At 65.0% G+C, this 23,077-nt stretch carries 18 protein-coding genes; 13 read left to right on the forward strand and 5 right to left on the reverse strand.

The window, feature by feature from the left end; genetic code table 11:
* The first annotated feature begins 2 nt into the window (after window positions 1–2).
* Window positions 3–1,376, forward strand: coding sequence for an NnrS family protein (locus ACPT9U_RS05740; RefSeq protein WP_435750178.1), 1,374 nt, complete (start codon window positions 3–5; stop codon window positions 1,374–1,376).
* A 9-nt stretch (window positions 1,377–1,385) separates the two neighbouring features.
* Here the strand turns inward: ACPT9U_RS05740 and ACPT9U_RS05745 are convergent, their stop codons facing one another.
* The 3 genes from ACPT9U_RS05745 to ACPT9U_RS05755 all read right to left on the reverse strand — a co-directional run bounded on the left by ACPT9U_RS05745 (window position 1,386) and on the right by ACPT9U_RS05755 (window position 4,825).
* Window positions 1,386–2,588: an MFS transporter gene (locus tag ACPT9U_RS05745; RefSeq protein ID WP_418364766.1), complete on the reverse strand. Its 1,203-nt coding sequence runs from the start codon at window positions 2,586–2,588 to the stop codon at window positions 1,386–1,388.
* Between the two features lie 136 nt (window positions 2,589–2,724).
* Window positions 2,725–3,714, reverse strand: coding sequence for an HpcH/HpaI aldolase/citrate lyase family protein (locus tag ACPT9U_RS05750; RefSeq protein ID WP_418364765.1), 990 nt, complete (start codon window positions 3,712–3,714; stop codon window positions 2,725–2,727).
* 121 nt (window positions 3,715–3,835) lie between these two features.
* Window positions 3,836–4,825, reverse strand: coding sequence for a malate dehydrogenase (locus ACPT9U_RS05755; RefSeq protein ID WP_418364764.1), 990 nt, complete (start codon window positions 4,823–4,825; stop codon window positions 3,836–3,838).
* Window positions 4,826–5,038: 213 nt separating this feature from the next.
* On the opposite strand from ACPT9U_RS05755, the gene ACPT9U_RS05760 reads away from it, so the two are divergent.
* The 12 genes from ACPT9U_RS05760 (at window position 5,039) to ACPT9U_RS05815 (ending at window position 20,209) form a co-directional block, all read left to right on the forward strand.
* The gene (locus ACPT9U_RS05760) at window positions 5,039–5,767 is read left to right on the forward strand and encodes a GntR family transcriptional regulator (protein ID WP_435750180.1); all 729 of its coding nucleotides are present in this window, start codon (window positions 5,039–5,041) and stop codon (window positions 5,765–5,767) included.
* A gap of 99 nt (window positions 5,768–5,866) precedes the next feature.
* The gene (gene sdhC / locus ACPT9U_RS05765; protein ID WP_418364762.1) at window positions 5,867–6,256 is read left to right on the forward strand and encodes a succinate dehydrogenase, cytochrome b556 subunit; all 390 of its coding nucleotides are present in this window, start codon (window positions 5,867–5,869) and stop codon (window positions 6,254–6,256) included.
* On the forward strand, window positions 6,250–6,600 hold the full coding sequence (sdhD, locus tag ACPT9U_RS05770) for a succinate dehydrogenase, hydrophobic membrane anchor protein (RefSeq protein WP_418364761.1): 351 nt from the start codon (window positions 6,250–6,252) through the stop codon (window positions 6,598–6,600). Before sdhC ends, sdhD begins: the two co-directional genes overlap by 7 nt.
* 2 nt (window positions 6,601–6,602) lie before the next feature.
* Window positions 6,603–8,396: a succinate dehydrogenase flavoprotein subunit gene (sdhA, locus tag ACPT9U_RS05775; RefSeq protein ID WP_435750181.1), complete on the forward strand. Its 1,794-nt coding sequence runs from the start codon at window positions 6,603–6,605 to the stop codon at window positions 8,394–8,396.
* Window positions 8,397–8,427: 31 nt separating this feature from the next.
* Entirely contained in the window at window positions 8,428–9,138 is a 711-nt protein-coding gene (locus ACPT9U_RS05780; protein ID WP_418364759.1) for a succinate dehydrogenase iron-sulfur subunit, read from the forward strand.
* 15 nt (window positions 9,139–9,153) lie between these two features.
* Window positions 9,154–9,390, forward strand: coding sequence for a succinate dehydrogenase assembly factor 2 (locus tag ACPT9U_RS05785; protein ID WP_418364758.1), 237 nt, complete (start codon window positions 9,154–9,156; stop codon window positions 9,388–9,390).
* Between the two features lie 62 nt (window positions 9,391–9,452).
* Window positions 9,453–10,748 (forward strand): citrate synthase, encoded by a 1,296-nt coding sequence (gene gltA / locus ACPT9U_RS05790; protein WP_418364757.1) that lies wholly within the window; start codon window positions 9,453–9,455, stop codon window positions 10,746–10,748.
* A gap of 160 nt (window positions 10,749–10,908) precedes the next feature.
* A complete protein-coding gene (locus ACPT9U_RS05795) occupies window positions 10,909–13,761 on the forward strand; it encodes a 2-oxoglutarate dehydrogenase E1 component (protein ID WP_435750182.1) in 2,853 nt (950 codons plus the stop codon).
* Window positions 13,762–13,785: 24 nt separating this feature from the next.
* Window positions 13,786–14,976: a 2-oxoglutarate dehydrogenase complex dihydrolipoyllysine-residue succinyltransferase gene (odhB, locus tag ACPT9U_RS05800; RefSeq protein WP_418364755.1), complete on the forward strand. Its 1,191-nt coding sequence runs from the start codon at window positions 13,786–13,788 to the stop codon at window positions 14,974–14,976.
* An 85-nt stretch (window positions 14,977–15,061) separates the two neighbouring features.
* Window positions 15,062–16,486 (forward strand): dihydrolipoyl dehydrogenase, encoded by a 1,425-nt coding sequence (gene lpdA / locus ACPT9U_RS05805; RefSeq protein WP_435750183.1) that lies wholly within the window; start codon window positions 15,062–15,064, stop codon window positions 16,484–16,486.
* Between the two features lie 100 nt (window positions 16,487–16,586).
* The gene (gene zapE / locus ACPT9U_RS05810; protein WP_435750184.1) at window positions 16,587–17,702 is read left to right on the forward strand and encodes a cell division protein ZapE; all 1,116 of its coding nucleotides are present in this window, start codon (window positions 16,587–16,589) and stop codon (window positions 17,700–17,702) included.
* Window positions 17,703–17,983: 281 nt separating this feature from the next.
* Complete coding sequence (locus tag ACPT9U_RS05815) at window positions 17,984–20,209, forward strand: mechanosensitive ion channel domain-containing protein (protein WP_435750185.1); 2,226 nt, start codon at window positions 17,984–17,986, stop codon at window positions 20,207–20,209.
* Window positions 20,210–20,309: 100 nt separating this feature from the next.
* Here ACPT9U_RS05815 and ACPT9U_RS05820 read toward each other — a convergent pair whose 3' ends face one another.
* Both ACPT9U_RS05820 and ACPT9U_RS05825 read right to left on the reverse strand, forming a co-directional pair.
* On the reverse strand, window positions 20,310–22,007 hold the full coding sequence (locus ACPT9U_RS05820; RefSeq protein ID WP_435750219.1) for a PhoX family protein: 1,698 nt from the start codon (window positions 22,005–22,007) through the stop codon (window positions 20,310–20,312).
* A gap of 171 nt (window positions 22,008–22,178) precedes the next feature.
* The gene (locus tag ACPT9U_RS05825) at window positions 22,179–22,712 is read right to left on the reverse strand and encodes an alpha-1,2-mannosidase (protein ID WP_435750187.1); all 534 of its coding nucleotides are present in this window, start codon (window positions 22,710–22,712) and stop codon (window positions 22,179–22,181) included.
* Window positions 22,713–23,077: the final 365 nt, after the last annotated feature.

Below are 23,077 nucleotides of genomic sequence, written 5' to 3' on the forward strand. Positions count from 1 at the left end.
GCATGCATGAAGCGATGACGAATGCGGCGCAATCCCCGGACGATCGTCCCAGTTGGATGGCGCGGCTGGATGGATTGCCGCTGTTCATGTGCGGGTTCCGTTCCTTCTTTCTCCTCACCGCGCTTTACGCCGTGCTGGTGGTACTCGGATGGACCGGCTTTCTTGGTTTTGGATTGCCGCTGCCGGCCGTGGCGGGCGGACCTTTCGTGTGGCATGCGCACGAGCTGATGTTCGGCTTCGGGCTTGCCGCAGTGGCGGGCTTTCTGCTCACCGCGGTGCCGGAGTTCACCGCCACGCCGCCCTTTGCGCCGCGTGTGGCGCTGAACTTCGTGCTGTTGTGGCTTGCAGGCCGAGCGGCCTTCTGGCTGTCGGGCGGGCTGGCTGCGGTGACGGGGATCGAGTGGGTGGGGAATCTGCCCTCAGCGTTGTTGAATGTCGGCTTCGCATGCGCGCTGTTCGCGCTGCTCGCACCGCGTCTGTGGCGCGACCCCGAGCGTCGGCAGCTCGGCTTTCTGTGGGGGCTGCTGGCGATGGCGGTGGCGCTCGCCGGCTTCCATGTGGACGTGCTGCGTGGCGAGTATCCGATGCGCTGGGTGCTGGTGGGCCTGGGGGTGATGATGACCCTGATCGTGGTGGCGATGAGCCGAATCTCCATGCGGGTCATGAACGACGCGCTCGATGCCGAGCGCGCGCGCCGCCTGCCGGCGCGTGCGCTGCGCCACGACGAGGATGCGGAACTCGAGCTGCCGTCCTATCGTGCCCGTCCGCCGCGGCGCAATCTGGCGATCTCTGCAATCGTGCTCTACACCGCGGCGGAGTTCCTGATTCCGCAGTCCCCGATCACCGGCTGGCTCGGCCTGGGAGCAGCCGCGGCGCTGTTCAACCTGCTCAATGACTGGCATGTCGGGCGGGCGCTGTTTACACGCTGGGCCTTCATGCTCTACGCGGTGTACTGGCTCCTTGCGCTGGGCTACCTGTTGCTTGGGCTGGGGCATCTGGGCGCGCCAGTGGCCCCCAGCGCGGGGACGCATCTGCTCGCTGTGGGTGCGATGGGCTTGTCCATCTTTGCTGTGTTGTGCATTGCGGGACGTACCCATGCGGGCTATCCGCTCGACGAGCGGCCCTGGGTAGGCGCAGCTGCGGGGCTGATCGTGCTGGCAGCGCTTCTGCGTGCGGCATCAGGCCTGCCGGATACCCCGGCGGCGATGTTGCAGGGCTTGTCCGGCATGGCCTGGGTGGTGGCGTTCGTGCTGGTGAGTGTGCGGCTGGGCGTGGTGTTCGTGCGCCCGCGCGTGGATGGACTTTCGGCATGCGCGGAATATGATGAGCCGCCAGGCGTGGAGCCGGCCGCACAGGCGCAGGGCGGTGCAAGCTGACTCGCCGCATCAGGACGCAGTAGCCTGCTCGTTCAGGTACCCGCGACGCGCCAGTATCAGCACGGTGACCGCGAGCACCACCTCGATCATCCCGATGATGACGAACACGGGGGCGTAGGCCTTGGCCATGAACAGCCCGAAAAACGCGAGCAGGACGCTGCTGATCACGGGGCCTGCGGCGAAGCCGAGCGAGCCCGCCATGTTGAATGCAGCGAGCGCGCTGGCGCGGCAGTCGGTGCCCCCGTACTGGGCCGCAAGCACTAGGGACGGCGCGTACATCAGCGCGGCGATCACGCCACCGACCGCCATCGCGGTGGCGATCGATTCGCCGGGCAGGAAAGCCAGCACGGCGAGGAAGATGCCGTACAGGACGCTGCCGGTCACCATCATCAGTAGCGGATCGAGGTGCCGGGACAGGTGGCCGGCGGGGTAGGTCAGCACCGAGAAGGGCACCAGGAAGGCCGCCATCGCCAGACCGATCTGGCGCGCGTCGAAGCCGATCACCAGGCCGAGGTAGAGCGACAGCGTCGATACAATGAAGCCGACGGTGAGCCGGTCGGCAAAGGAGAATGCGAGCGGGATCAGTAACTGCCGGCGCCGGCGCAGGGTCCCGACGATCTCGGCGGCAGCCATGCGAGGGCGAGTGTGGGCGCTGTCGTGCAGACCGATGAGGCCGGCGAGTGCGAGCGCGATCGATAGCGCGCCGCCCGCCAGCGGTACCCACAGTGGATCCAGCCCGCCGACGAAGCCGCCCAATGGCGCGCCTGCTGCCACCCCCAGACTGATGGAGGCCCCGACTGCGCCCATGCGTGCTCCGAGTCCGGCTTTTCCGGCGTGGTCGGCGCCGAGCGCCATCAGCAGGGACAGCGCAGACATGTGCGCGAAACCCTCGAGAAAGCGAAGGGCGAGCAGCACCCCGTAGTGCTCGGTGTTCGCATATGCCCATGCGATGCCGAGCAGGGTGGCCCCGTTGATCGAGAGCGCCGCGACGGCGAGGCCTTTGCGTCGCCCCAGACGGTCCGAAAGCAGGCCAGCGATCGGCGCGCCAAGGAGTGCGCCGATCATGTTGATCGACATGAAAAGATGGCTGGCGAACTGTCCCAGGCCGGGGAAGCGCTGCGCGGTGAAATCGGGCAGCACGGGCACCATTGCCGTGACCGGAAGCATCAGGCCAAAGAGCAGCAGAAGGGGAAGGTGTTGTGGACCGATCATGCTTGGAAGGCCAGGCGCCTGATGATGCTGGGGCGCGGATTTTCGGGAGAAGGCGATGATACGACGGACTGTGGCGCAAGGATCGGGCTGGGGGCGTACAAGGGCCTGTGTCCCCGGCTGAGGGCGCGCCAGGCGCTCACAGGGCGAAGAAGCGGTGCCGCGTGTCGTCCGGGATCTCCATGCCGGTGTGGCGCGCGCGCTGCAGCAACTCCCAGTAATAGCGGTAGGAGGCGCGGTCGTGCAGTCGGCCCTGGTGCTGGATCGGCCCCCACTCGGCGTCCTGCGCTGCCCCCAGGATTGCTGCGGCTTCAGTCACCTCGGTGAAGTCGGGCTGCATGGCGGCGATGATCGGGAGGATCTGGTTGGGGTGAATGCTCCACATGCGCAGGTAGCCGAACTCGCGCCGTGCGCGCTCGGCGTCGTGGCGGATCACGGCCACGTCCTGGAGTTCGGTGGTGACGTTGTGCGAGGGCACCACGCCATTGGCGAGTGCTGCCGCGGCGATGTCGGCCTTTGCACGCACGATGAGCGGGTGCTCGAACTGTCCCGGACTCTTCATCGCACTGCCCGGGATAGCGCCATGGTGGCCGGAGACGAAGTCCATGAGGCCGAAGTCGAGTGACTCGACGCCGTCGAGTGCCGCGATGTCCCAGGCTTCGCGCAGGGCGCCATGGGTTTCGATCAGCACATGGACGGGCAACGCGCGCTGGAGACCGCACGCAGCTTCGATGCGGCGCAGTTCGTCGATCTGCGCCGCAGCATCGGCGGCCGAGCGCACCTTGGGGATCGTCACGAAGGCCAGGCGGCGGCCAGCACCACCGACCAGGATCTCGAGGTCGCTTTGCCAGTGGCCGTGCGTAATGTCATGGATGCGTGCGCCGACCCGTCCGAAATGGTTGTCTGCGCCATTCACGACCTCGACCACCATGCGTGCGTGCTCGGCTTCGGCCCCCGCGCGCGCGCCGTCCTCGCAGTCGCATGTAATGTCGAACACCGGGCCCAGTTCCTGCTGCAGCTTCAGCGCCTTCAACATCAGCTTCTCGGCGCCGGCGTAGTGGTCCACGGCGGGCAGGGCGGGGAAGGGCTTCTCGCCGGCGAACAGAACCTGGTCCGGGTGTAGCGGCATCGGGGTCTCCTTGGCGGGCAGGCTTCGCGCGTTCTCGGCGCTGCCGGCCACAATGAAAAAAGGGCCACCGGATTCTACCCCGTGGCCCTTTCTCCGTCGCGGCAAGGCGCGGCGGTTGTGCTTACTTGAGCATGTCGGCGACGGCCGCGCGCTCTTCCTCGAGTTCCTTCAGGGTGATGTTGATCTTGCCCTGCGAGTACTCGTCGATCTCCAGGCCCTGGATGATCTTGAACTGGCCGTCCTTGCACTCGCACGGGAAGCCGAACACGACGCCTTCGGGGATGCCGTAGGAGCCGTCGGACGGAACGCCCATGGTGACCCAGTCGTTCGAGCCGAGTACCCAGTCATGCACGTGGTCGATGGCGGCGTTGGCAGCCGATGCCGCCGACGAAAGACCGCGCGCCTCGATGATGGCGGCGCCGCGCTTGCCAACCGTGGGCAGGAACACGTCATTGTTCCAGGCATGGTCGTTGATCAGCGCCTTGACGCTGTCGCCGTTGGACTCGCAAAAGCGGTAGTCGGCGTACATCGAGGGCGAGTGGTTGCCCCACACGACCATCTTCTTCAGCGAGGACACTGCACGGCCGGACTTGGCGGCGAGCTGCGACAGCGCGCGGTTGTGGTCCAGGCGCAGCATGCCGTGGTAGTTGGCCGGGTTGGTGCGGCCGACCTTGATCGCGGCAGCGCGGGCGATGTAGGCGTTGGTGTTGCATGGGTTGCCCACGACCAGCACGCGCACGTCTTCCTTGGCGTTCTCGGCGATGGCCTTGCCCTGGACGGTGAAGATCGCGCCGTTGGCGGTCAGCAGGTCGGCACGCTCCATGCCGGGGCCGCGCGGGCGGGCGCCGACCAGCAGGCAGACGTCGGCGTCCTTGAAGGCGACGTTGGGGTCGTCGGTGGCGACCATGCCCGCGAGCAGCGGGAAAGCGCAGTCTTCCAGTTCCATCATGACGCCCTTGACGGCCTTCTGGGCCTGGGGCAAGTCGAGCAACTGAAGGATGACGGGCTGGTCCTTGCCCAGCATCTCGCCGCTGGCGATACGGAACAGCAGGCTGTAGCCGATCTGGCCGGCAGCGCCGGTGACAGCAACGCGCATGGGGGCTTTGCTCATATGATTACTCCCTCGAGTGAGACGGTCTTGGATGAACTGGAACCTGGCCCGATGCCACCGCGCCGGGCGGTACCTGACTCTGGCGTGACGGAACCCCGACAGGCGCGGGGATACTAAAGACTTGTCCGGAGCATGTCAAATGGCATCTTATGTCTTATATAAGACATAAGACCGAGGATAGACGATTTGGAATTTTTGTGCTCAAATGCGCGCATGTCACACGAATCGCCCACCTTCAGCCCGCTTTACCGACAGATCAAGGCCTTGATTCTTCAGGCGCTTGAGGCGGGTGAGTGGCGTCCGGGTCAGGCAATCCCGAGCGAGCAGGAACTCGCCCAGCGCTTCAGCGTATCGCAGGGCACGGTACGCAAGGCGATTGATGAGATGGCGGCCGACAACCTTCTCGTACGCAAGCAGGGCAAGGGTACGTTCGTTGCGTCGCACAATGATCCGCGCGCGCTGTTCCGCTTCCTGCGTCTGGTGCCGCTGGATGGTGACCTCTCTCATCCGCAGAGCCTTCCTCTCGATTGCTGGCGCGCAAAGGCGGGTCAGGAAGCCTCGCGAATGCTCGCGATCGAGCCCGGCGCGCCGATCATCATCGTGCGCCGCTTGCTGCGCTTCACCAATCGACCGGTGGTGATCGACGAGATCTATCTGCCGGGTGACGTGTTCCAGGGGCTTTCCGCCGAGACCCTGCAGGGCTGGCATGGCTCTCTTTATAGTCTGTTCGAGACCCGCTTCGGTGTGCGCATGCTCCGTGCCCAGGAGCGCATCCGTGCGGTTGCGGCCGATCGCGGCGCGAGCGAGGCACTGCAGGTCGCCGAGGGAACGCCGTTGCTGTCGGTGGAGCGGGTGACCTACACGTATGGCGACAAGCCTGTGGAGTGGCGGCGCGGGCTGTATTCGACGGCAGAGCATTTTTATCTGAACGAATTGAATTGACGTGATCGAGGGTGCCGAGAGGCAGGTCGACGGCGCTATAATTATGGCTTTAACGGAGTCCGCGGCGGGTGTTCGTCGCACATGCAGAGGGGAGTCTTCATGTCAGAAGTGACAGTGCGCAAACAAAGGCCGAAATACCTGGCCTTGAATGAGATCCGGCTGCCGTTGCCGGGCATCGTGTCGATCCTTCATCGGGTCAGCGGCGTGGGCATCTTCCTGATGCTGCCGTTCCTGCTGTATCTGCTGGATCGCAGCCTGGGTTCGCCGGAAACCTTCGAGACCTTCGCTGCGGTGGTCGATAACTGGTTCATCAAGCTCGTGCTGTTCGGCTTGCTCTGGGCGTACCTGCACCACTTCTGTGCCGGCATCCGCTTCCTGATGCTCGACATGCACAAGGGCGTCGATCTCGAGCCTGCCCGCAAGTCTTCGAAAATCGTTCTGGCCGTGAGCCTCACGCTCACCGTGATCATCGGGGTGGTTCTATGGTGAAGCAACGTATTGTCGTCGGCGCGCATTACGGTCTGAAGGACTGGATCGCGCAGCGTGCAACCGCGGTTTACATGGCGGTCTACACGATCATCTTCGCGCTCTGTGCATTCAGTCTGCGTGAGCTGAACTTCGAAGAATGGTCCGGGCTGTTCTCCCATGGCCTGTTCAAGTTCCTCAGCTTCCTGTTCTTCCTGTCGGTGTTCTATCACGCGTGGATCGGTGTCCGCGACCTGTGGATGGACTACATCAAGCCGACCGGTGTGCGCCTGGCGCTGCACCTCATCACCATTTTCCTGCTCGTCGGCTATGCCGGCTGGGCTGCACAGATCCTGTGGAGGCTCTAAGCGTGAACGTCGCGAAGCGTACCTTTGATGCGGTCATCGTGGGCGCCGGCGGTGCCGGCCTGCGTGCGGCCCTGCAACTCTCCGAAGCTGGCCTCAAGACCGCCGTGCTGACCAAGGTCTTTCCGACCCGTTCGCACACCGTCGCCGCCCAGGGTGGTGTGGCGGCCTCGCTCGGCAACTCGACCGAGGACAACTGGCACTGGCACATGTACGACACCGTCAAGGGGTCGGACTGGCTGGGCGACCAGGATGCGATCGAGTTCATGTGCAAGAAGGCGAACGAAGTCGTCATCGAACTCGAGCACTACGGCATGCCGTTCGACCGTACCGACAACGGCAAGATCTATCAGCGCCCGTTCGGTGGCCACTCGATGAACTACGGTCAGGCGCCCGTAATGCGCTCCTGTGCCGCAGCCGACCGTACCGGCCACGCCATGCTGCACGCGCTGTACCAGCGCAACGTGCGCGCGAACACCCAGTTCTTCGTCGAGTGGATGGCGCTCGACCTGATCCGTGACGCCGACGGCGACGTGCTGGGTGTGACCGCGATGGAAATGGAGACCGGTGAGGTCTCGATCTTCCATGCCAAGGCCACCATTTTCGCAACCGGTGGTGCCGGCCGCATCTACCACTCCTCGACCAACGCCTTCATCAACACCGGTGATGGCGTGGGCATGGCGGCGCGCGCCGGCATCCCGCTGGAAGACATGGAGTTCTGGCAGTTCCACCCGACCGGCGTGGCTGGCGCGGGCGTGCTCATCACCGAAGGTGTGCGCGGAGAAGGCGGCATCCTGCGCAACGCCCAGGGCGAGCGCTTCATGGAGCGCTATGCGCCCAACCTGAAGGACCTCGCCTCCCGCGACGTCGTTTCGCGCGCCATGACCACCGAGATCAACGAAGGCCGTGGTTGCGGTCCGGACAAGGATCACGTGCTGCTCGACATCACGCACCTTGCGCCCGACACGATCATGAAGCGTCTGCCCGGAATCCGCGAGATCGCGATTCAGTTCGCCGGCGTCGATCCGATCAAGGCCCCGATCCCGGTCGTGCCGACCTGCCACTATCAGATGGGCGGTATCCCGACCAATTACAAGGGCCAGGTCGTGGTGCCGAAGGACGGCAACCCGAACAGCCCGGTGGCCGGCTTCTACGCCGCCGGCGAGTGCGCCTGCGCCTCGGTGCACGGCGCCAACCGTCTGGGCACCAACTCGCTTCTAGACCTGCTGGTGTTCGGCAAGTCGGCGGGCGAGACGGTGGTCGAGGACTTCCAGTCCGGCCAGCTCAAGCTCAAGCCGCTGCCCGCCGATGCCGCCGACTTCTCGCTGTCGCGTATCGCGCGTCTCGAAGGCCAGGCCAACGGCGAGAGCGTATTCGATGTCGGCGCCGAGATGCGCCGCACGATGCAGAAGCACGCCGGCGTGTTCCGCTTCGACAACCTGCTCAAGGAAGGCGTGCAGAAGATCGGCGAGGTCGCCGAGCGCGCCAAGCGCACCGGCATCCAGGACAAGTCCAAGGTCTGGAACGTCGCCCGCATGGAGGCCCTGGAGCTCGACAACCTGATCGAGGTCGCGCGCGCCACGATGGTTTCGGCCGAAGCCCGCAAGGAGTCGCGTGGCGCCCACGTGCGCGACGATGCACCGGATACGGCGGAGAACCCCAACGGCCGCGATGACGCCAACTGGCTGAAGCACACCCTGTGGTACAGCGAAGGCAATCGCCTCGACTACAAACCGGTGAACCTCAAGCCGCTGTCCGACGACGTCGAGCCGATCGCGCTCGCCAAGCGCACTTATTGATCAGCGTGATGAGCGCACGGGAGAAACATACATGACCAAGCGTACCGTTCAATTCAAGATCTACCGCTACGATCCGGACAAGGACGAGAAGCCCTACATGCAGGACATCTCGGTCGAGCTCGAGGCTTCCGACAAGAAGTTGCTCGACGCCCTGATGCGCCTGCGTGCAAAGGACGACTCGATGTCCTTCCGTCGCTCCTGCCGAGAAGGCGTGTGCGGCTCGGATGCGATGAACATCAACGGCAAGAACGGTCTGGCCTGCCTGACCGACATCGACGACCTGCAGCAGCCGATCACGCTGCGTCCGCTGCCGGGCCTGCCGGTCATCCGCGATCTGATCGTGGACATGACGCAGTTCTTCAAGCAGTACCACTCGATCAAGCCCTACCTGGTCAATAACGACCCGGCGCCCGAGCGCGAGCGTCTGCAGACGCCCGAAGACCGCGAAGAGCTCAACGGCCTGTACGAGTGCATCCTGTGTGCGTGCTGCTCCACGTCCTGCCCGTCGTTCTGGTGGAACCCGGACAAGTTCGTCGGTCCGGCGGGCCTGCTCGCGGCCTACCGCTTCCTGGCCGACACGCGCGACCAGGATACGAATGCACGCCTCGACAACCTCGAGGATCCGTACCGTCTGTTCCGCTGCCACACCATCATGAACTGCGTCGATGTCTGTCCGAAGGGTCTGAACCCGACCCGCGCGATCGGCAAGATCAAGGACATGATGGTTCGCCGCGCGATCTAAGGGCAGGCGAGCGGCATGACCATCAACAGGGGGCGCGTGCGCTGGCAGTGCAGACGGGCGTTGCTTGAGCTCGATCTGGTGTTCACGCGCTTTCTCGAAAAGCATTTCGATCGTCTGACCGACGATCAGGTGGCGGATCTGGACGACCTGCTGCGCTGCGACGACTACGACCTCTGGGCGTGGGTCAATGGCAGCAAGGCATGTGAGAACGACCGCTGGAAGGAGATGATCGGGCTGCTGCGTCAGGGGTGATGCGGCAGCACCGGTCCCACGAGACCAAAGGCAGTTAAACCGGCAAGTAGAAGGGACGATCTATGAGCACTGAACGCACTGCAACCCTTACCGTCGATGGCAAGACCGTCGAATTTCCGGTCATGACCGGCACCCATGGCAATGATGTCATCGACATCCGCACGCTTGGTGCCAAGACCGGCCTCTTCACCTACGACTCCGGCTTCCTCTCCACCGCGAGCTGCAAGTCGAAGATCACCTTCATCGACGGTGACAAGGGCGAACTGCTCTATCGTGGCTTCCCGATCGAACAGCTGGCCGAGAAGTGCAACTTCCTCGAAGTCGCCTACCTGCTCAAGAACGGTGAACTCCCGAACGCGACCCAGAAGACCGCGTTCGAGAACACCATCAAGAACCACACGATGCTGCACGACCAGATGACCAAGTTCTACTCGGGCTTCCGTCGTGACGCACATCCGATGGCGGTCATGGTCGGTGTGGTGGGTGCGCTGTCGGCCTTCTACCACGAGGCGATGGACTTCTCCGACGCCGAGCACCGCAGCGTCTCGATCAACCGTCTGATCGCCAAGCTGCCGACCATCGTTGCAATGGCCTACAAGTACAACAAGGGCGAGCCCTTCATGTACCCGCGCAACGACCTCGACTACACCGCGAACTTCATGCACATGATGTTCGGCACCCCGTGCGAGAAGTACGAGCCGAACCCGGTGCTGGTGCGCGCGCTCGACGTCATCTTCACGCTGCACGCCGACCATGAGCAGAACGCCTCGACCTCGACGGTCCGTCTGGCTGGCTCCTCGGGTGCCAACCCCTTCGCCTGCATCTCGGCCGGTATTGCCTGCCTGTGGGGTCCGGCGCACGGCGGCGCGAACGAGGCCTGCCTGAACATGCTGGAAGAGATCGGCGACGTTTCGCGCGTCGGTGAGTACATCAAGCGTGCCAAGGACAAGAACGACAGCTTCAAGCTGATGGGCTTCGGTCACCGTGTGTACAAGAATTTCGACCCGCGCGCCAAGCTGATGGGCAAGGTCTGCTCCGACGTGCTGGGTGAACTCGGCCTCGAGAACGACCGCCTGTTCAAGCTGGCCAAGGAACTCGAGAAGATCGCGCTGGAAGACGAATACTTCGTCGAGAAGAAGCTCTATCCGAACGTCGACTTCTACTCGGGCATCGTGCAGAAGGCGCTGGGCATCCCGACCTCCATGTTCACCTGCATCTTTGCGCTGGCGCGCACGGTGGGCTGGATCACCCAGTGGGAAGAGATGATCACGGATTCCGAGTACAAGATCGGCCGTCCGCGTCAGCTCTACGTTGGCGCGGCTCGCCGCGACGTGCCGGATCTCGCACAGCGTCCGTAAGAGGCGATGAAGAGGGGAGAGGGGCTTCGCCGACTCTGAGCCTACGGGGTGGCTGCGTGTGCGCGGTCATCCCGTTTTTCCTTCAGGGTGGCATCGAGCAGACCCCCGACACTGCAGCCCCGTCGATCGGGGCAACCGTACATAACAGGTGGCTTTCATCATGATGAAGCAACTCGAACAGACTTCGCACTTGTTCGGCTCCAACGCGCCGTTCATCGAAGAGCAATACGAGAACTATCTTGCCGACCCGGCGTCGGTGTCCGAAGAGTGGCGTGAGTATTTCGACAAGCTGCAGGCCCAAGGGGGCGCTGCGCAGCGTGATGTCGCGCACGGTCCGATCATCGCGGCCTTCGAGCAGATGGCCAAACGTGGCCCGGTACGCACCATCGTGTCGGGCGCCGGCGAGGACAAGCAGCAGGTGTCCGTGCTGCAGCTGATCAACGCCTACCGCTTCCTCGGCAACCGCTGGGCGAATCTTGACCCGCTCAAGCGCACCGAGCGTCCGCAGATCGCCGAGCTGGAGCCGTCCTACTACGGCTTCACCGAGGCGGATCTCTCCAAGAACTTCAACGTCGGTTCCTTCCACGGCTTCTCGACCGAGCACGCCAGCCTGCGCGAGATCCTCGAAGCGCTGCGTCAGACGTACTGCAGCTCGATCGGCGCCGAATACATGTACATGACCGACATCGGTCAAAAGCGCTGGATCCAGAGTCGTCTGGAAAGCGTTCGCGGTACCGCGAAGTACTCGGCGGAGATGAAGAAGCGCATCCTCGAGCGGACCACGGCCGCCGAGACCCTGGAGCGTTACCTGCACACCCGCTACGTCGGCCAGAAGCGATTCTCGCTCGAAGGCGGCGAGTCGACCATCGTGGCGATGGACGAACTGATCCGCGTTGCCGGCAGTCTCGGTGTGGCCGAGACGGTGATCGGCATGGCCCACCGCGGCCGCCTCAACGTACTGGTCAACACCCTTGGCAAATCGCCCTCGATGCTGTTCTCGGAGTTCGAAGGCAAGGCACTGGCCGATCTCACTGCGGGTGACGTCAAGTACCACATGGGCTTCTCGAGCGACGTCATGACGCCGGGCGGCCCGATGCACCTGACGCTCGCGTTCAACCCGTCGCACCTCGAGATCATCAACCCGGTGGTCGAGGGCTCGGTATATGCGCGCCAGGTGCGCCGTGGCGACACCGCCAAGGGCCAGGTCCTGCCGGTGCTCATCCACGGCGACTCGGCGGTGGCTGGCCAGGGTGTCAACCAGGAGATGCTGAACTTCTCGCAGACCCGTGGTTATGGCACCGGCGGCACGGTGCACCTGGTGGTGAACAACCAGATCGGCTTCACCACCTCCGACCCGCGCGACTACCGCTCCTCGCTGTACTGCACCGACATCTTCAAGATGGTCGAGGCGCCGATCTTCCACGTGAACGGCGACGATCCCGAGGCCGTGGCCTTCGTGACCGCGCTGGCCGTGGAGTTCCGTCAGGAGTTCAAGAAGGACGTCGTGGTCGACATCATCTGCTTCCGCAAGCTCGGCCACAACGAGCAGGATGAGCCGATGGTGACCCAGCCGCTGATGTACCGCACCATCCAGAAGCACCCGGGCACCCGCAAGCTCTACGCCGACCGTCTGGTGGCCGAGGGCACGCTGAAGAACGAGGAGCCCGACCAGATGATCGCCGAGTACCGCGAGCACCTGGACAAGGGCGAGCTGCTGTACAACCCGGTGCTGTCCGGTCATAACCGCCAGTTCGCGGTCGACTGGACGCCGTACCTTAAGCAGCCCTACACCGACGAGGCCGATACCAGCATCCCGGTGCAGGAGATCAAGCGTCTGGCCGAGCGTCTGACCGCCGTGCCCGCGAGCTTCACCTTGCACTCGCGCGTCAAGAAGATCATCGACGACCGTGCCGCGATGGGTCGAGGTGACCTGCCGCTCGACTGGGGCATGGGCGAGAACCTCGCCTACGCCAGTCTGCTGGCGCAGGGCTACGGCGTGCGGATCTCCGGTGAGGACGTCGGTCGTGGCACCTTCTTCCACCGCCATGCTGTGTTGCACGACCAGAAGCGCGAGCGTTGGGACGAGGGCAACTACAAGCCGCTCGACCACATCCAGGACGGCCAGGCGCGCTTCCAGTGCTTCGACTCGGTGCTGTCCGAAGAGGGCGTGCTTGCCTTCGAATACGGTTACTCCACCACCGAGCCGAACGAGCTTGTGGTGTGGGAAGCCCAGTTCGGCGACTTCGTCAACGGCGCCCAGGTGGTGCTCGACCAGTTCATCAGCTCCGGCGAGGCGAAGTGGGGCCGTCTGTGCGGCTTGACGCTGATGCTGCCGCACGGCTACGAAGGACAGGGGCCCGAGCACTCGTCGGCGCGTCTCGAGCGTTACATGAACAACGCCGCGGAGCACAACTGGCAGATCTGCGTGCCGACCACGCCGGCGCAGATCTTCCACCTGCTACGTCGCCAGATGCTGCGCAAGCTGCGCAAGCCGCTGATCATCATCACGCCGAAGTCGCTGCTGCGTCACAAGGAAGCGATCTCGTCGATGGACGAGCTCGCCAGCGGCCGTTTCCAGACGGTGATTCCCGAGGTCGAGCAGCTCGACGCCAAGAAGGTCAAGCGTGTCGTGCTCTGCCAGGGCAAGATCTACTACGAACTGCTGGCGCATCGTCGCGAGAACAAGATCACCGACACCGCGCTGGTGCGTATCGAGCAGCTGTATCCCTTCCCGGTGGAGGAGTTCACCAAGGCGATCAACCAGTTCCCGAACGCCAAGGAAGTGGTCTGGTGCCAGGAAGAGCCTCGCAACCAAGGGGCGTGGTACTGGCTCGCCTCGCGTCAGCACCTGGTCAACGTGCTCGGCACCAAGCGCCGTCTGCTGCTCGTCAGCCGTCCGGCTGCGGCGTCGCCGGCCGTGGGCTATTACGCCGTGCATAATGCACAACAGAAGGGCGTCATCGAAAACGCCTTCGGTCCGATCAAGGACACCACGCCGCAGTCCCCGAACTGAACGCACACCTAGGGAGAGATATTCATGCTGATCGAAGTCAAAGTACCGCAGCTGTCCGAGTCCGTTTCCGAGGCCACGCTGGTCACCTGGCACAAGAAGGAAGGCGAGGCCGTCTCGCGCGACGAGAACCTGATCGACATCGAGACCGACAAGGTCGTGCTCGAGACCCCCGCGCCGGCCGACGGCGTGCTGGTCAAGATCATCAAGCAGGGCGGTGACACCGTCGCGTCGGGCGAGTTGATCGCCCAGATCGACACCGAAGCCAAGGCCGCCGCCGGTGCAGCGCCGGCCGCCGAGCCGGCCCCGGCGGTCACTCCGCCGCCGGCTGCTGCGGCCTCGTCGGCTGCCGGCGCCGCCAGCCCGGCCGCGCGCAAGATCCTCGACGAGAAGGGCATCGCTTCCGCGGACGTGGCCGGTACCGGCCGTGGCGGGCGCGTGACCAAGGAAGACGCGGTTGCGGCGCAGTCCAAGCCTGCTGCCGCTGCAGCACCGGCCGTGATCGCGGCCGTTGGTGACCGTGCCGAAGAGCGCGTGCCGATGACCCGCCTGCGTGCCCGTATCGCCGAGCGCCTGCTGCAGTCGAAGAACGAGAACGCCATCCTGACCACGTTCAACGAAGTGAACATGGCGCCGGTCATGGCCCTGCGCAAGCAGTACGGTGACAAGTTCGAGAAGGCGCACGGCGTGCGCCTGGGCTTCATGGGCTTCTTCGTCAAGGCTGCCGTGGCCGCGCTGAAGAAATTCCCGATCCTCAACGCCTCGGTCGATGGCAACGACATCGTCTACCACGGCTACATCGACATCGGCATTGCGGTCGGTTCGCCGCGCGGCCTGGTGGTGCCGATCCTGCGCAACGCCGAGTCCATGTCGATCGCCGAGATCGAGCTCAAGATTGCCGAGTTCGGCCAGAAGGCCAAGGACGGCAAGCTGTCGCTGGAGGAACTGTCCGGCGGCACCTTCTCGATCTCCAACGGCGGTGTGTTCGGCTCGATGATGTCCACCCCGATCATCAACCCGCCGCAGTCGGCCATCCTCGGCATCCACGCCACCAAGGACCGTGCCGTGGTCGAGAACGGGCAGGTCGTCGTGCGCCCGATCAACTACCTGGCCATGTCCTACGACCATCGCATCATCGACGGTCGCGAGGCCGTGCTCGGCCTGGTGACGATGAAGGAAGCGCTGGAAGATCCGGCTCGCCTGATCCTCGACGTCTGATCGCAACGCACAGGGGCGCGTCACGCCGCCGGGCTTCTCGCCCGCGCGGCGGGGCAGCGCCCCGTTTTCCTGAAGGGAGAGATGAATGTCCAAAGAATTCGACGTCCTCGTCATCGGCGGCGGCCCCGGCGGCTATGTCGCGGCCATCCGTGCGGCGCAGCTCGGCTTCAAGACCGCGTGCTGCGAATCCAACCCCTATGCAGACCCCAAGGGTGAGCCCCGCCTCGGCGGCACCTGCCTGAACGTCGGCTGCATCCCGTCCAAGGCGCTGCTGCACACCTCGCACCTGTTCGAGGAAGCCGGCCACGCCTTCGAAGGCCAGGGCATCAGCGTCGGCACGCCCAAGATCGACGTGCCCAAGATGATCGCGCGCAAGTCGGGCATCGTCGACCAGCTCACCGGCGGCATCAAGGGCCTGTTCAAGAAGAACAAGGTCACCCTGCTCAACGGCCATGGTTCGTTCGTCGGCAAGGCGGACGCGGGCTGGCAGCTCAAGGTGGGCGACGAGACCGTGACCGCGAAGCAGGTCATCGTCGCCACCGGCTCGGCCCCACGCCACCTGCCGGGCATTCCGGTCGACAACAAGATCGTGTGTGACAACGTCGGTGCGCTCGACATCGACGCGGTGCCGAAGAAGCTCGCCGTGATTGGTGCCGGCGTCATCGGTCTGGAGATGGGCTCGGTGTGGCGCCGCGTGGGTGCGGATGTCACCGTGCTCGAAGCCATGCCCGACTTCCTCGCGGCGGCGGACCAGGACGTGGCCAAGGAAGCGCTCAAGGTCTTCACCAAGCAGGGCCTCAAGATCAACCTCGGCGTCACCATCGGTGAGGTCAAGATCGGCAAGAAGGGCGTCACCATCGCCTACAAGGACAAGGACGGTGCTGACCAGAAGCTGGAAGCCGACCGCCTGATCGTGTCGGTGGGCCGCGTGCCCAACACCGAAGGCCTGAACTCCGAGGCGGTCGGTCTCAAGGTGACCGAGCGCGGCATGATCGAGGTCGATGACCATTGCCGCACCAACCTGCCCGGTGTGTGGGCGGTGGGCGACGTGGTGCGCGGCCCGATGCTGGCGCACAAGGCGATGGAAGAGGCCGTCATGGTTGCTGAACTGATGGCGGGTCAGGCCGGGCACTGCAATTTCGACACCGTGCCCTGGGTCATCTACACCAGCCCCGAGATCGCCTGGGTCGGCAAGACCGAGCAGCAGCTCAAGGCCGCCGGCGTGGCGTACAAGGTCGGCAAGATCCCGTTCCTCGCCAACGGTCGCGCGCTTGGCATGGGCGATCCGACCGGCTTCGTCAAGATGCTGGCCGACGCCAACACCGACCGCATCCTCGGCGTGCACATCATCGGCGCCAACGCTTCGGAGCTGATCTCCGAAGCCGTGGTGGCGATGGAGTTCGCCGGCTGCTCGGAAGACCTGGCGCGCATCTGCCACGCCCACCCGACGCTCTCGGAAGTGGTGCACGAGGCCGCGCTCGCCTGCGACAAGCGCCCGCTGCACTTCTGAGCGAAGCGCAAGGCGTGAGGGGTGAGGTGCGGGGTCTCTCGCACCCACCCCTTTTCGCGTCAACCTGCAGCTCTCCGATCAACGCTTCTGACCGATTCTCATGCCCCATCGCATCCTGAACGTTCCCCAGCACGGGATGATCGACGCCTACGAGGCCCAACTCAAGACGCGCGGCTTCCAGTCCGACCCCGCCCAGCGCGCCGCCGCCCAGCGCCTGCAGGGGCTGTACACCGAACTCGTCGGCTTCAAGGTCGCCCGCCAGGGCAGCCGCCTGAAGCAGTTCCTGAACAAGCCGAAGATGCCGCGCAGCGTGTATTTCTGGGGTGGCGTGGGGCGCGGCAAGAGCTTCCTGATGGACTGCTTCTACGACTCGGTGCCATATCGCCGCAAGCGCCGGGTCCACTTCCACGCCTTCATGCAGGAGGTGCAGAACGACCTGCGCAAGTTCAACAACGCGCCCGATCCGCTGCAGAAGGTCGCCGACCGTATCGCCGAGCACACCCGCCTGTTGTGCTTCGACGAGTTCCACGTGTCCGACATCGCCGACGCGATGATCCTAGGGCGTCTGCTCGACGCGCTCTTCGACCGCGGCGTGATTTTCGTGATGACCTCGAACTATCCGCCCGACGGCCTCTATCCCAACGGCCTGATGCGCATCAACTTCCTGCCCACGATCGAGAAGATCAAGCAGCGCTTCGACGTCATCGAGGTCGATCACGGAACCGACTACCGCCTGCGCACGCTGGAGAAGATGGAGATCTACCTGGTCCCGCACAGCGCCGCGGCCGAGGCCAAGATGGCGGAGGACTTCCGCCGCCTCGCCGCCACCGAGGGCCGGCCGGGCCAGATCGAGATCCTGGGTCGCAGCCTTCCGGTGGTGCGGCATGCTCCGGGGGTGATCTGGTTCGACTTCGCCACGCTGTGCGGCGGACCGCGCTCGCAGAACGACTATCTGGAGATCGCGCGCGAGCATCACACGTTGATCCTCTCCGACGTGCCGAAGATGCTTGTTGGCAACGCCTCCGAGGCACGCCGCTTCACCTGGCTGATCGACGTGCTCTACGACCATCGCGTCAAGCTCATCATGAGTGCCGCCGTCGAGGCTCACGACCTCTACACCGAGGGCCACAACGCCCACGAGTTCGTGCGCACGGTCAGTCGCCTGATCGAGATGCGCACCCGCGACTACCTGGCCGAGGCGCACCGGACGGAGTGAGGCGGGCCTCATCGCACGCATGGGGCTCGGGAGCCGGCGCGCGGCAGAGGGGCGTCGGCCTGTCGAGCCACCTCGGTCGCGTGTTACAATTGCGCAAATATAAATGACCGTCGTAACAGGCGGTCTGCTTTTTCTGGCTGCCGATGCGGCCGGCCGGCGGCTTGGCGCATTCTCGCAAGCGCCGCCTGCGACGGCCTTGTGGGCGCCGATCCGACGCCCGAACCGCAGGCCTTTTCGGGCAAGCGCCGGTTCCGACAATCCCGACTTCAAGGAGCCCAGCTGTGACGCAAAAGCTCACGGCCTTCCTCGCGTTCGTGTTCGCGATCGTGATGGGGGCCATCAATCCCACGACCAGCCATGCGGCCGACCCGGCGGCAGCAACGAGCGCCGAGCAGGCGGGCCATCAGCGGCTCGCCGACCTGCTGGAAGACGAAGCCACCCGCAACGCCCTCATCGAACAGCTGCGCAAGCTCGGTGAGGACCAGGCTGCCGAGGCCATCGCAGGCGAGCAGGGTGCGCAGACGCTGGCCGGCCGCGTCGCCGGTCTGACGCAACAGCTCGCTCAGGGCATCGTCGACGAAAGCCGCACCGCCGTGGCTGCGCTGCAGGACGCCTGGGCGCAGGCGAGGGCGGCCGATCCGCAAGCCCTGCTGTGGGTGCTTGGGGAACTCGTGGTGCTCGTGGTCGTGACGCTCGTTGCCTACCGGATCCTGGGCGCCGCGGCCGGCCCCGCCTTTCGTGCGCTCGATCGCTACGGCGCGGGCGGCGAGGGCTTGCGCGCCCTGGGCTGGATTCGTCGCGTGTTTGCGGTGGCCGGCGCGGCCCTGGTCGATCTCATTGCCATCGGGCTTGCCTGGCTTGCGGGCTATGGCGTTGCGCTCTTCCTGCTCGGCGAGCCGGGCAGCCTGCGCATCCAGGAGTCGCTGTTCCTCAATGCCTTCCTCGCGGTGGAGCTCGTTCGCCTGGTGATACGCCTGCTGCTGTCGCAGCGTGGCGACAACCTGGGTGTTCTTCCGATGAGTGGGGAGAACAAGGCCTACTGGGCGACCTGGGCCGGGCGCATGGTGTATTTCCTCGGCTATGGACTGATGTGGCTGGTGCCGGTGGTGGAGCACTATCTCACCGCCGAGTTGGGGCGTGCGCTCGTGATCCTGATCCTGCTCTCGGCAGTGCTGCGTGCGGCGGTGGTGGTGATGCAGAACCGCCTGCGCGGTCGCCTTGCCCTCGAGGCGCTCGGCGAACGCATGCAGACCTCTTTCGGGCGCATCAGCATGACGATCAGCGCGCGCATCTGGCATGTCGCCGCACTCGTGTATCTGGGCGCAGTGCTGGTCACCTCGCTGCTGTATCCGGAGGACGCCTTGCCCTTCATGCTGCGCGCGACCGGCCAGACCTTGCTCGCGGTGTTCATCGGCATCGCGCTGGCGGCGCTGCTCACCCAGGTGATCCTGCGTCGCATCCGCATCGGCGACGAGCTGCGGCGCAAGTTCCCGCTCCTCGAGGCGCGGCTCAACGCCTATGTGCCGACGGCGCTGAAGGTCGCCCGCTTCGTGATCCTGGCCGTGGTGCTGGCCTTCGTCGTGGACGCGTGGACGCCTTTTGATTTCGGTGCGTGGCTCGCTTCGGAGGCGGGCGGTCGCTTCGTCGGCCGGGCGGTGTCGGTTGCGCTGATCGTGGCGCTCGCGCTGCTCGTGTGGCTGGTGGTGGCGAGCTGGATCGAGTTCAGGCTCAGCGCTGAGGCAGGGGGGGCGTCGAACCCGCGCGCGCGCACCCTGCTGACCATTTTCCGCAATGCGGTTGCGATCGCGCTCGTGGTGCTCACGACCATGGTGGTACTGGCCGAGATCGGTATCAACATTGCGCCGCTGCTTGCCGGTGCCGGCGTGCTGGGCCTTGCGATCGGCTTCGGTGCCCAGAAGCTGGTGCAGGACGTCATCACCGGCGTGTTCATCCAGCTCGAGCGTGCGATCGATGTGGGCGATGTCGTCACTGCGGGCGGTATCACCGGCACCGTTGAGCGCATGACCATCCGCTCCATCGGCATGCGCGACCTGCATGGCACCTACCACCTGCTGCCGTTCTCGTCGGTCGACATGGTGTCGAACTACAACCGCGACTTCGCCTACCACGTCGGCGAATATGGGATCGGCTACCGTGAAGACACGGACGAAGCCATCGTTCATCTGCGTGCAGCCTTCGCCGAACTGCTCGAGGATCCGGCACAGCGTGACGTGATCCTGGACCGTCAACTCGAAGTGCACGGCGTGACCGCGCTGGCAGACAGCTCGGTGAATATCCGCGTGCGCATCAAGACCCGCGCGGGTTCTCAGTTCCCGGTGGGCCGCGCCTACAACCGCCTGGTCAAGCGCCACTTTGACGCGGCGGGCATCGAGATTCCGTATCCGCACATGACGCTCTACTTCGGCGAGGACAAGCAGGGCAAGGCGCCGCCGGCGCGGATCCGGATCGCTGGCGATACAGGGCAGCAGGTCGCGACGGGGAACTGACCCGGCACAGGTGGCCGTGAACGGACCTGGGCCCCGCATCCTTGCTCCGATGCGAGGCCCACGTCCGGCTTAGGCCGCCGTGTCCAGTGTCGGCGCGCGCTCAGGTGCCGATCACGCCACCGTCGTTCTTGGTGATGATCACGGTCGCCGAGCGCGGGATGGCGTTACCGCCGTCCGGCCAGTGGCTGTTGCCGGCTTCGCCCGGGTGCTGAATGTTGATGAACAGGGTCCGGCCGTCCGGGGTGAAGGTGAGGCCGGTGACCTCGCACTCCTTCGGGCCGACGAAGAAGCGGCGGATTTCCTTGGACGCAGGGTCGGCGCAGAGCATCTGGTTGTTGCCCTGTCCGGCGAAGTCTCCGCTGTTGCTATAGTTGCCGTCGGTCTGGATCCAAAGCCGGCCGTCCTTGTCGAAGCCGAGGCCGTCGGGGCTGTTGAACATGTTTTCGGCGGTGATGTTGTCCGAGCCCGCGCGCAAGTCGCTGTGGACGGTGGGATTGCCGGCGAGAACGAAGAGATCCCACTCGAAAGTGGTCGCCGACGGATCGTCACCGGTCTCGCGCCAGCGCACGATCTGGCCGAAGCGGTTGTTCGCGCGCGGATTGGCGTCGTCGGTCACCGTGCGGCCGGAGTTGTTGGTCATCGTGACATATACCTCGCCGGTGGTCGGATGCACCGCGACCCATTCGGGGCGGTCCATCTTCGTTGCGCCGACCGCGTCGGCGGCCAGGCGGGTGTTGACCAGCACCTCGGCCTGGTTGGTGAAGCCGGACAGGGCGGTGTTGTTTGCCTTGTCGAGCAGGATCCACTCGCCGGTACCCATGAAATCGCCGCTGGCCGCGCCGTCGTTGAACCGTGCCACGTAGAGCTTGCCCGAGTCGAGCAGGTTGGCATTGTTGCGGAGATCGCCGGCCACGTACTTCCCGTCCGATACGAATTTGTAGACGTAGTCGTCGGCCTGGTCGTCGCCCATATAGATCACGACCGTGCCGTCGGCGCCGATGCGATAGGCCGCATTCTCGTGCCTGAAGCGTCCGAGCGCAGTACGTTTCTTGGGGGTTGAGCGCGGGTCGAAGGGGTCGATCTCGACGATCCAGCCGAAGCGGTTCGCTTCGTTCGGTTCGAGCTGCCAGTCGAAGCGCGGGACGTATTGCTCGTATTTGCGCTCTGTGCCGTTCGAGTCGAGACCGTAGCGGACCTGCGCTGCGTTGCGAGTCGTTCCGAGGGTGTCCAGCGTGCCAAAGTACTGGTTGAAGTTCTCCTCGCAGGTCAGGTAGGTGCCCCAAGGGGTATAGCCGTTGCCGCAATTGTTCAGCGTGCCGAAGACGAGTGTGCCGGTCGGGTCGGCGCTGGTCTGCAGCATCGTGTCGCCAGCCGCGGGGCCGGTCAGCAGCATCGGCGTAGTGCCTGTGATGCGGCGGTTGTAGGTCGAGTCGGTGACGATCTCCCAGCGGCCGGATGTGCGCCGGATGTGGATCACCGAGATGCCGTGTGCATTCAGATCCTTGTTGGCGTCGTCCAGGCTATCGACCTGTCCATCGGAGAACAGCCAGCGAACGTTGGTGTACTCGTGGTTCATCACGAGCAGGCCTTCGTCGTTGTTGCCCTCGGTCAAGGGGAAGAAATGGAGGCCGTCATGGTTGTCGCCGACTTGCCGGGCTTGGTCCGCGGCCGTCTCGCTCGCATCGCCCGCCCAGCTCGAACCCGGGCCGGACGAGAACAGCGGCGTGCCCCAGGGGGCGAACACGGTTGCGGTGTAGCCGGCGGCGACAACAATGTCGTCCGCAGTGGAAGTCGCAATGCCCTCGAATCCGAGGAGCGAACCAGCGGGCGGTGCGGGCGTGGCAGGCGCCCCGGCTGCGGGCGTGTCGTCGTCCGAGGTACAGGCAGTGAGCGAACCCGAGAGGAAGGCTGCGGCCGAGAGGCCGAGTGGCGGAACGGCAAGGAGACTGTACGGAGAGGAAACGGGTCATCAGTGATCGCGTCGGGGCTCGCCGTTGGCGGCGGGCGTGGGTGGGCGGAGGTACAGACCGTCACTGCGCACGCCCGTGGGCAGGGCGAGCGTGCTGCGGCGGCCGTCGAGTTCGAATTCGGCGGATTCCATCTGCAGGCGGACCAGCGTGCGGCCATCGGGCAGTGCCTGGCCGGGGCTCAGGCTGAAGGTGGCGCCGTCATCCGTCTGCAGGATCACGAAGCCCGGGAGCGTGCCGAAGCCGGTGGCGATGCCCGTCACCGTGTAGCGGGTGGGTGGGCTCGCAGTGAGCGGCGGGCTGACGCTGGAGATCTGCGCCGGGCGGCCGACATGCAGACCGATGCGTGCGGCCACCTTGCGCGGATCCGTCTCGTGGTGAGCGACCAGCGCAGCTGAAGCGGGTGCTGCCAGTTGCCAGAACAGCGCCGCTACCACCCAGGCACAGAAGCCCAGCGCCAGCAACCAGGCGAGCGGCGTCAGGGCGCTCTGGAGAGCGCGGAGGTAGCCAGCAGGGGGACGGAAGAAGATCGGCATCGGCAGAGTCGGTGCACACGGAAGCCCGAAGGCAGGGTCGTCGGGCCTTGCGGCGGGGCAGAGCGTGTTCGTCGGCCCATATTCATTCAGCCTGCCCGAAGGCTCGGCGGGGTTGCCGGGCGTCTCAAAGCGGCAGGACCTTTTACGTCGCCCTCCCTTGCGCGGGTGCTGGTCGGGCCTCTGTGTTCGGTTCGCGAGCAAAGGACGCAACTATCCGACGGAGATGTTGCACAGGTATTTCTGTGCGTCATGTGCGGATCACCGTGCTCGGGATGCAAGGCAGAAGCCGGTGTGCGCTGGGGACGCGCCCGTGCTCCGTGATCTCGGACAGTGAATGGGGTGCCGTGGGTAAGGAACCGTGGGTG

Origin of the sequence: Thauera sp. AutoDN2 (assembly GCF_051280715.1) — a bacterium.
Classification (GTDB): Bacteria; Pseudomonadota; Gammaproteobacteria; order Burkholderiales; family Rhodocyclaceae; genus Thauera.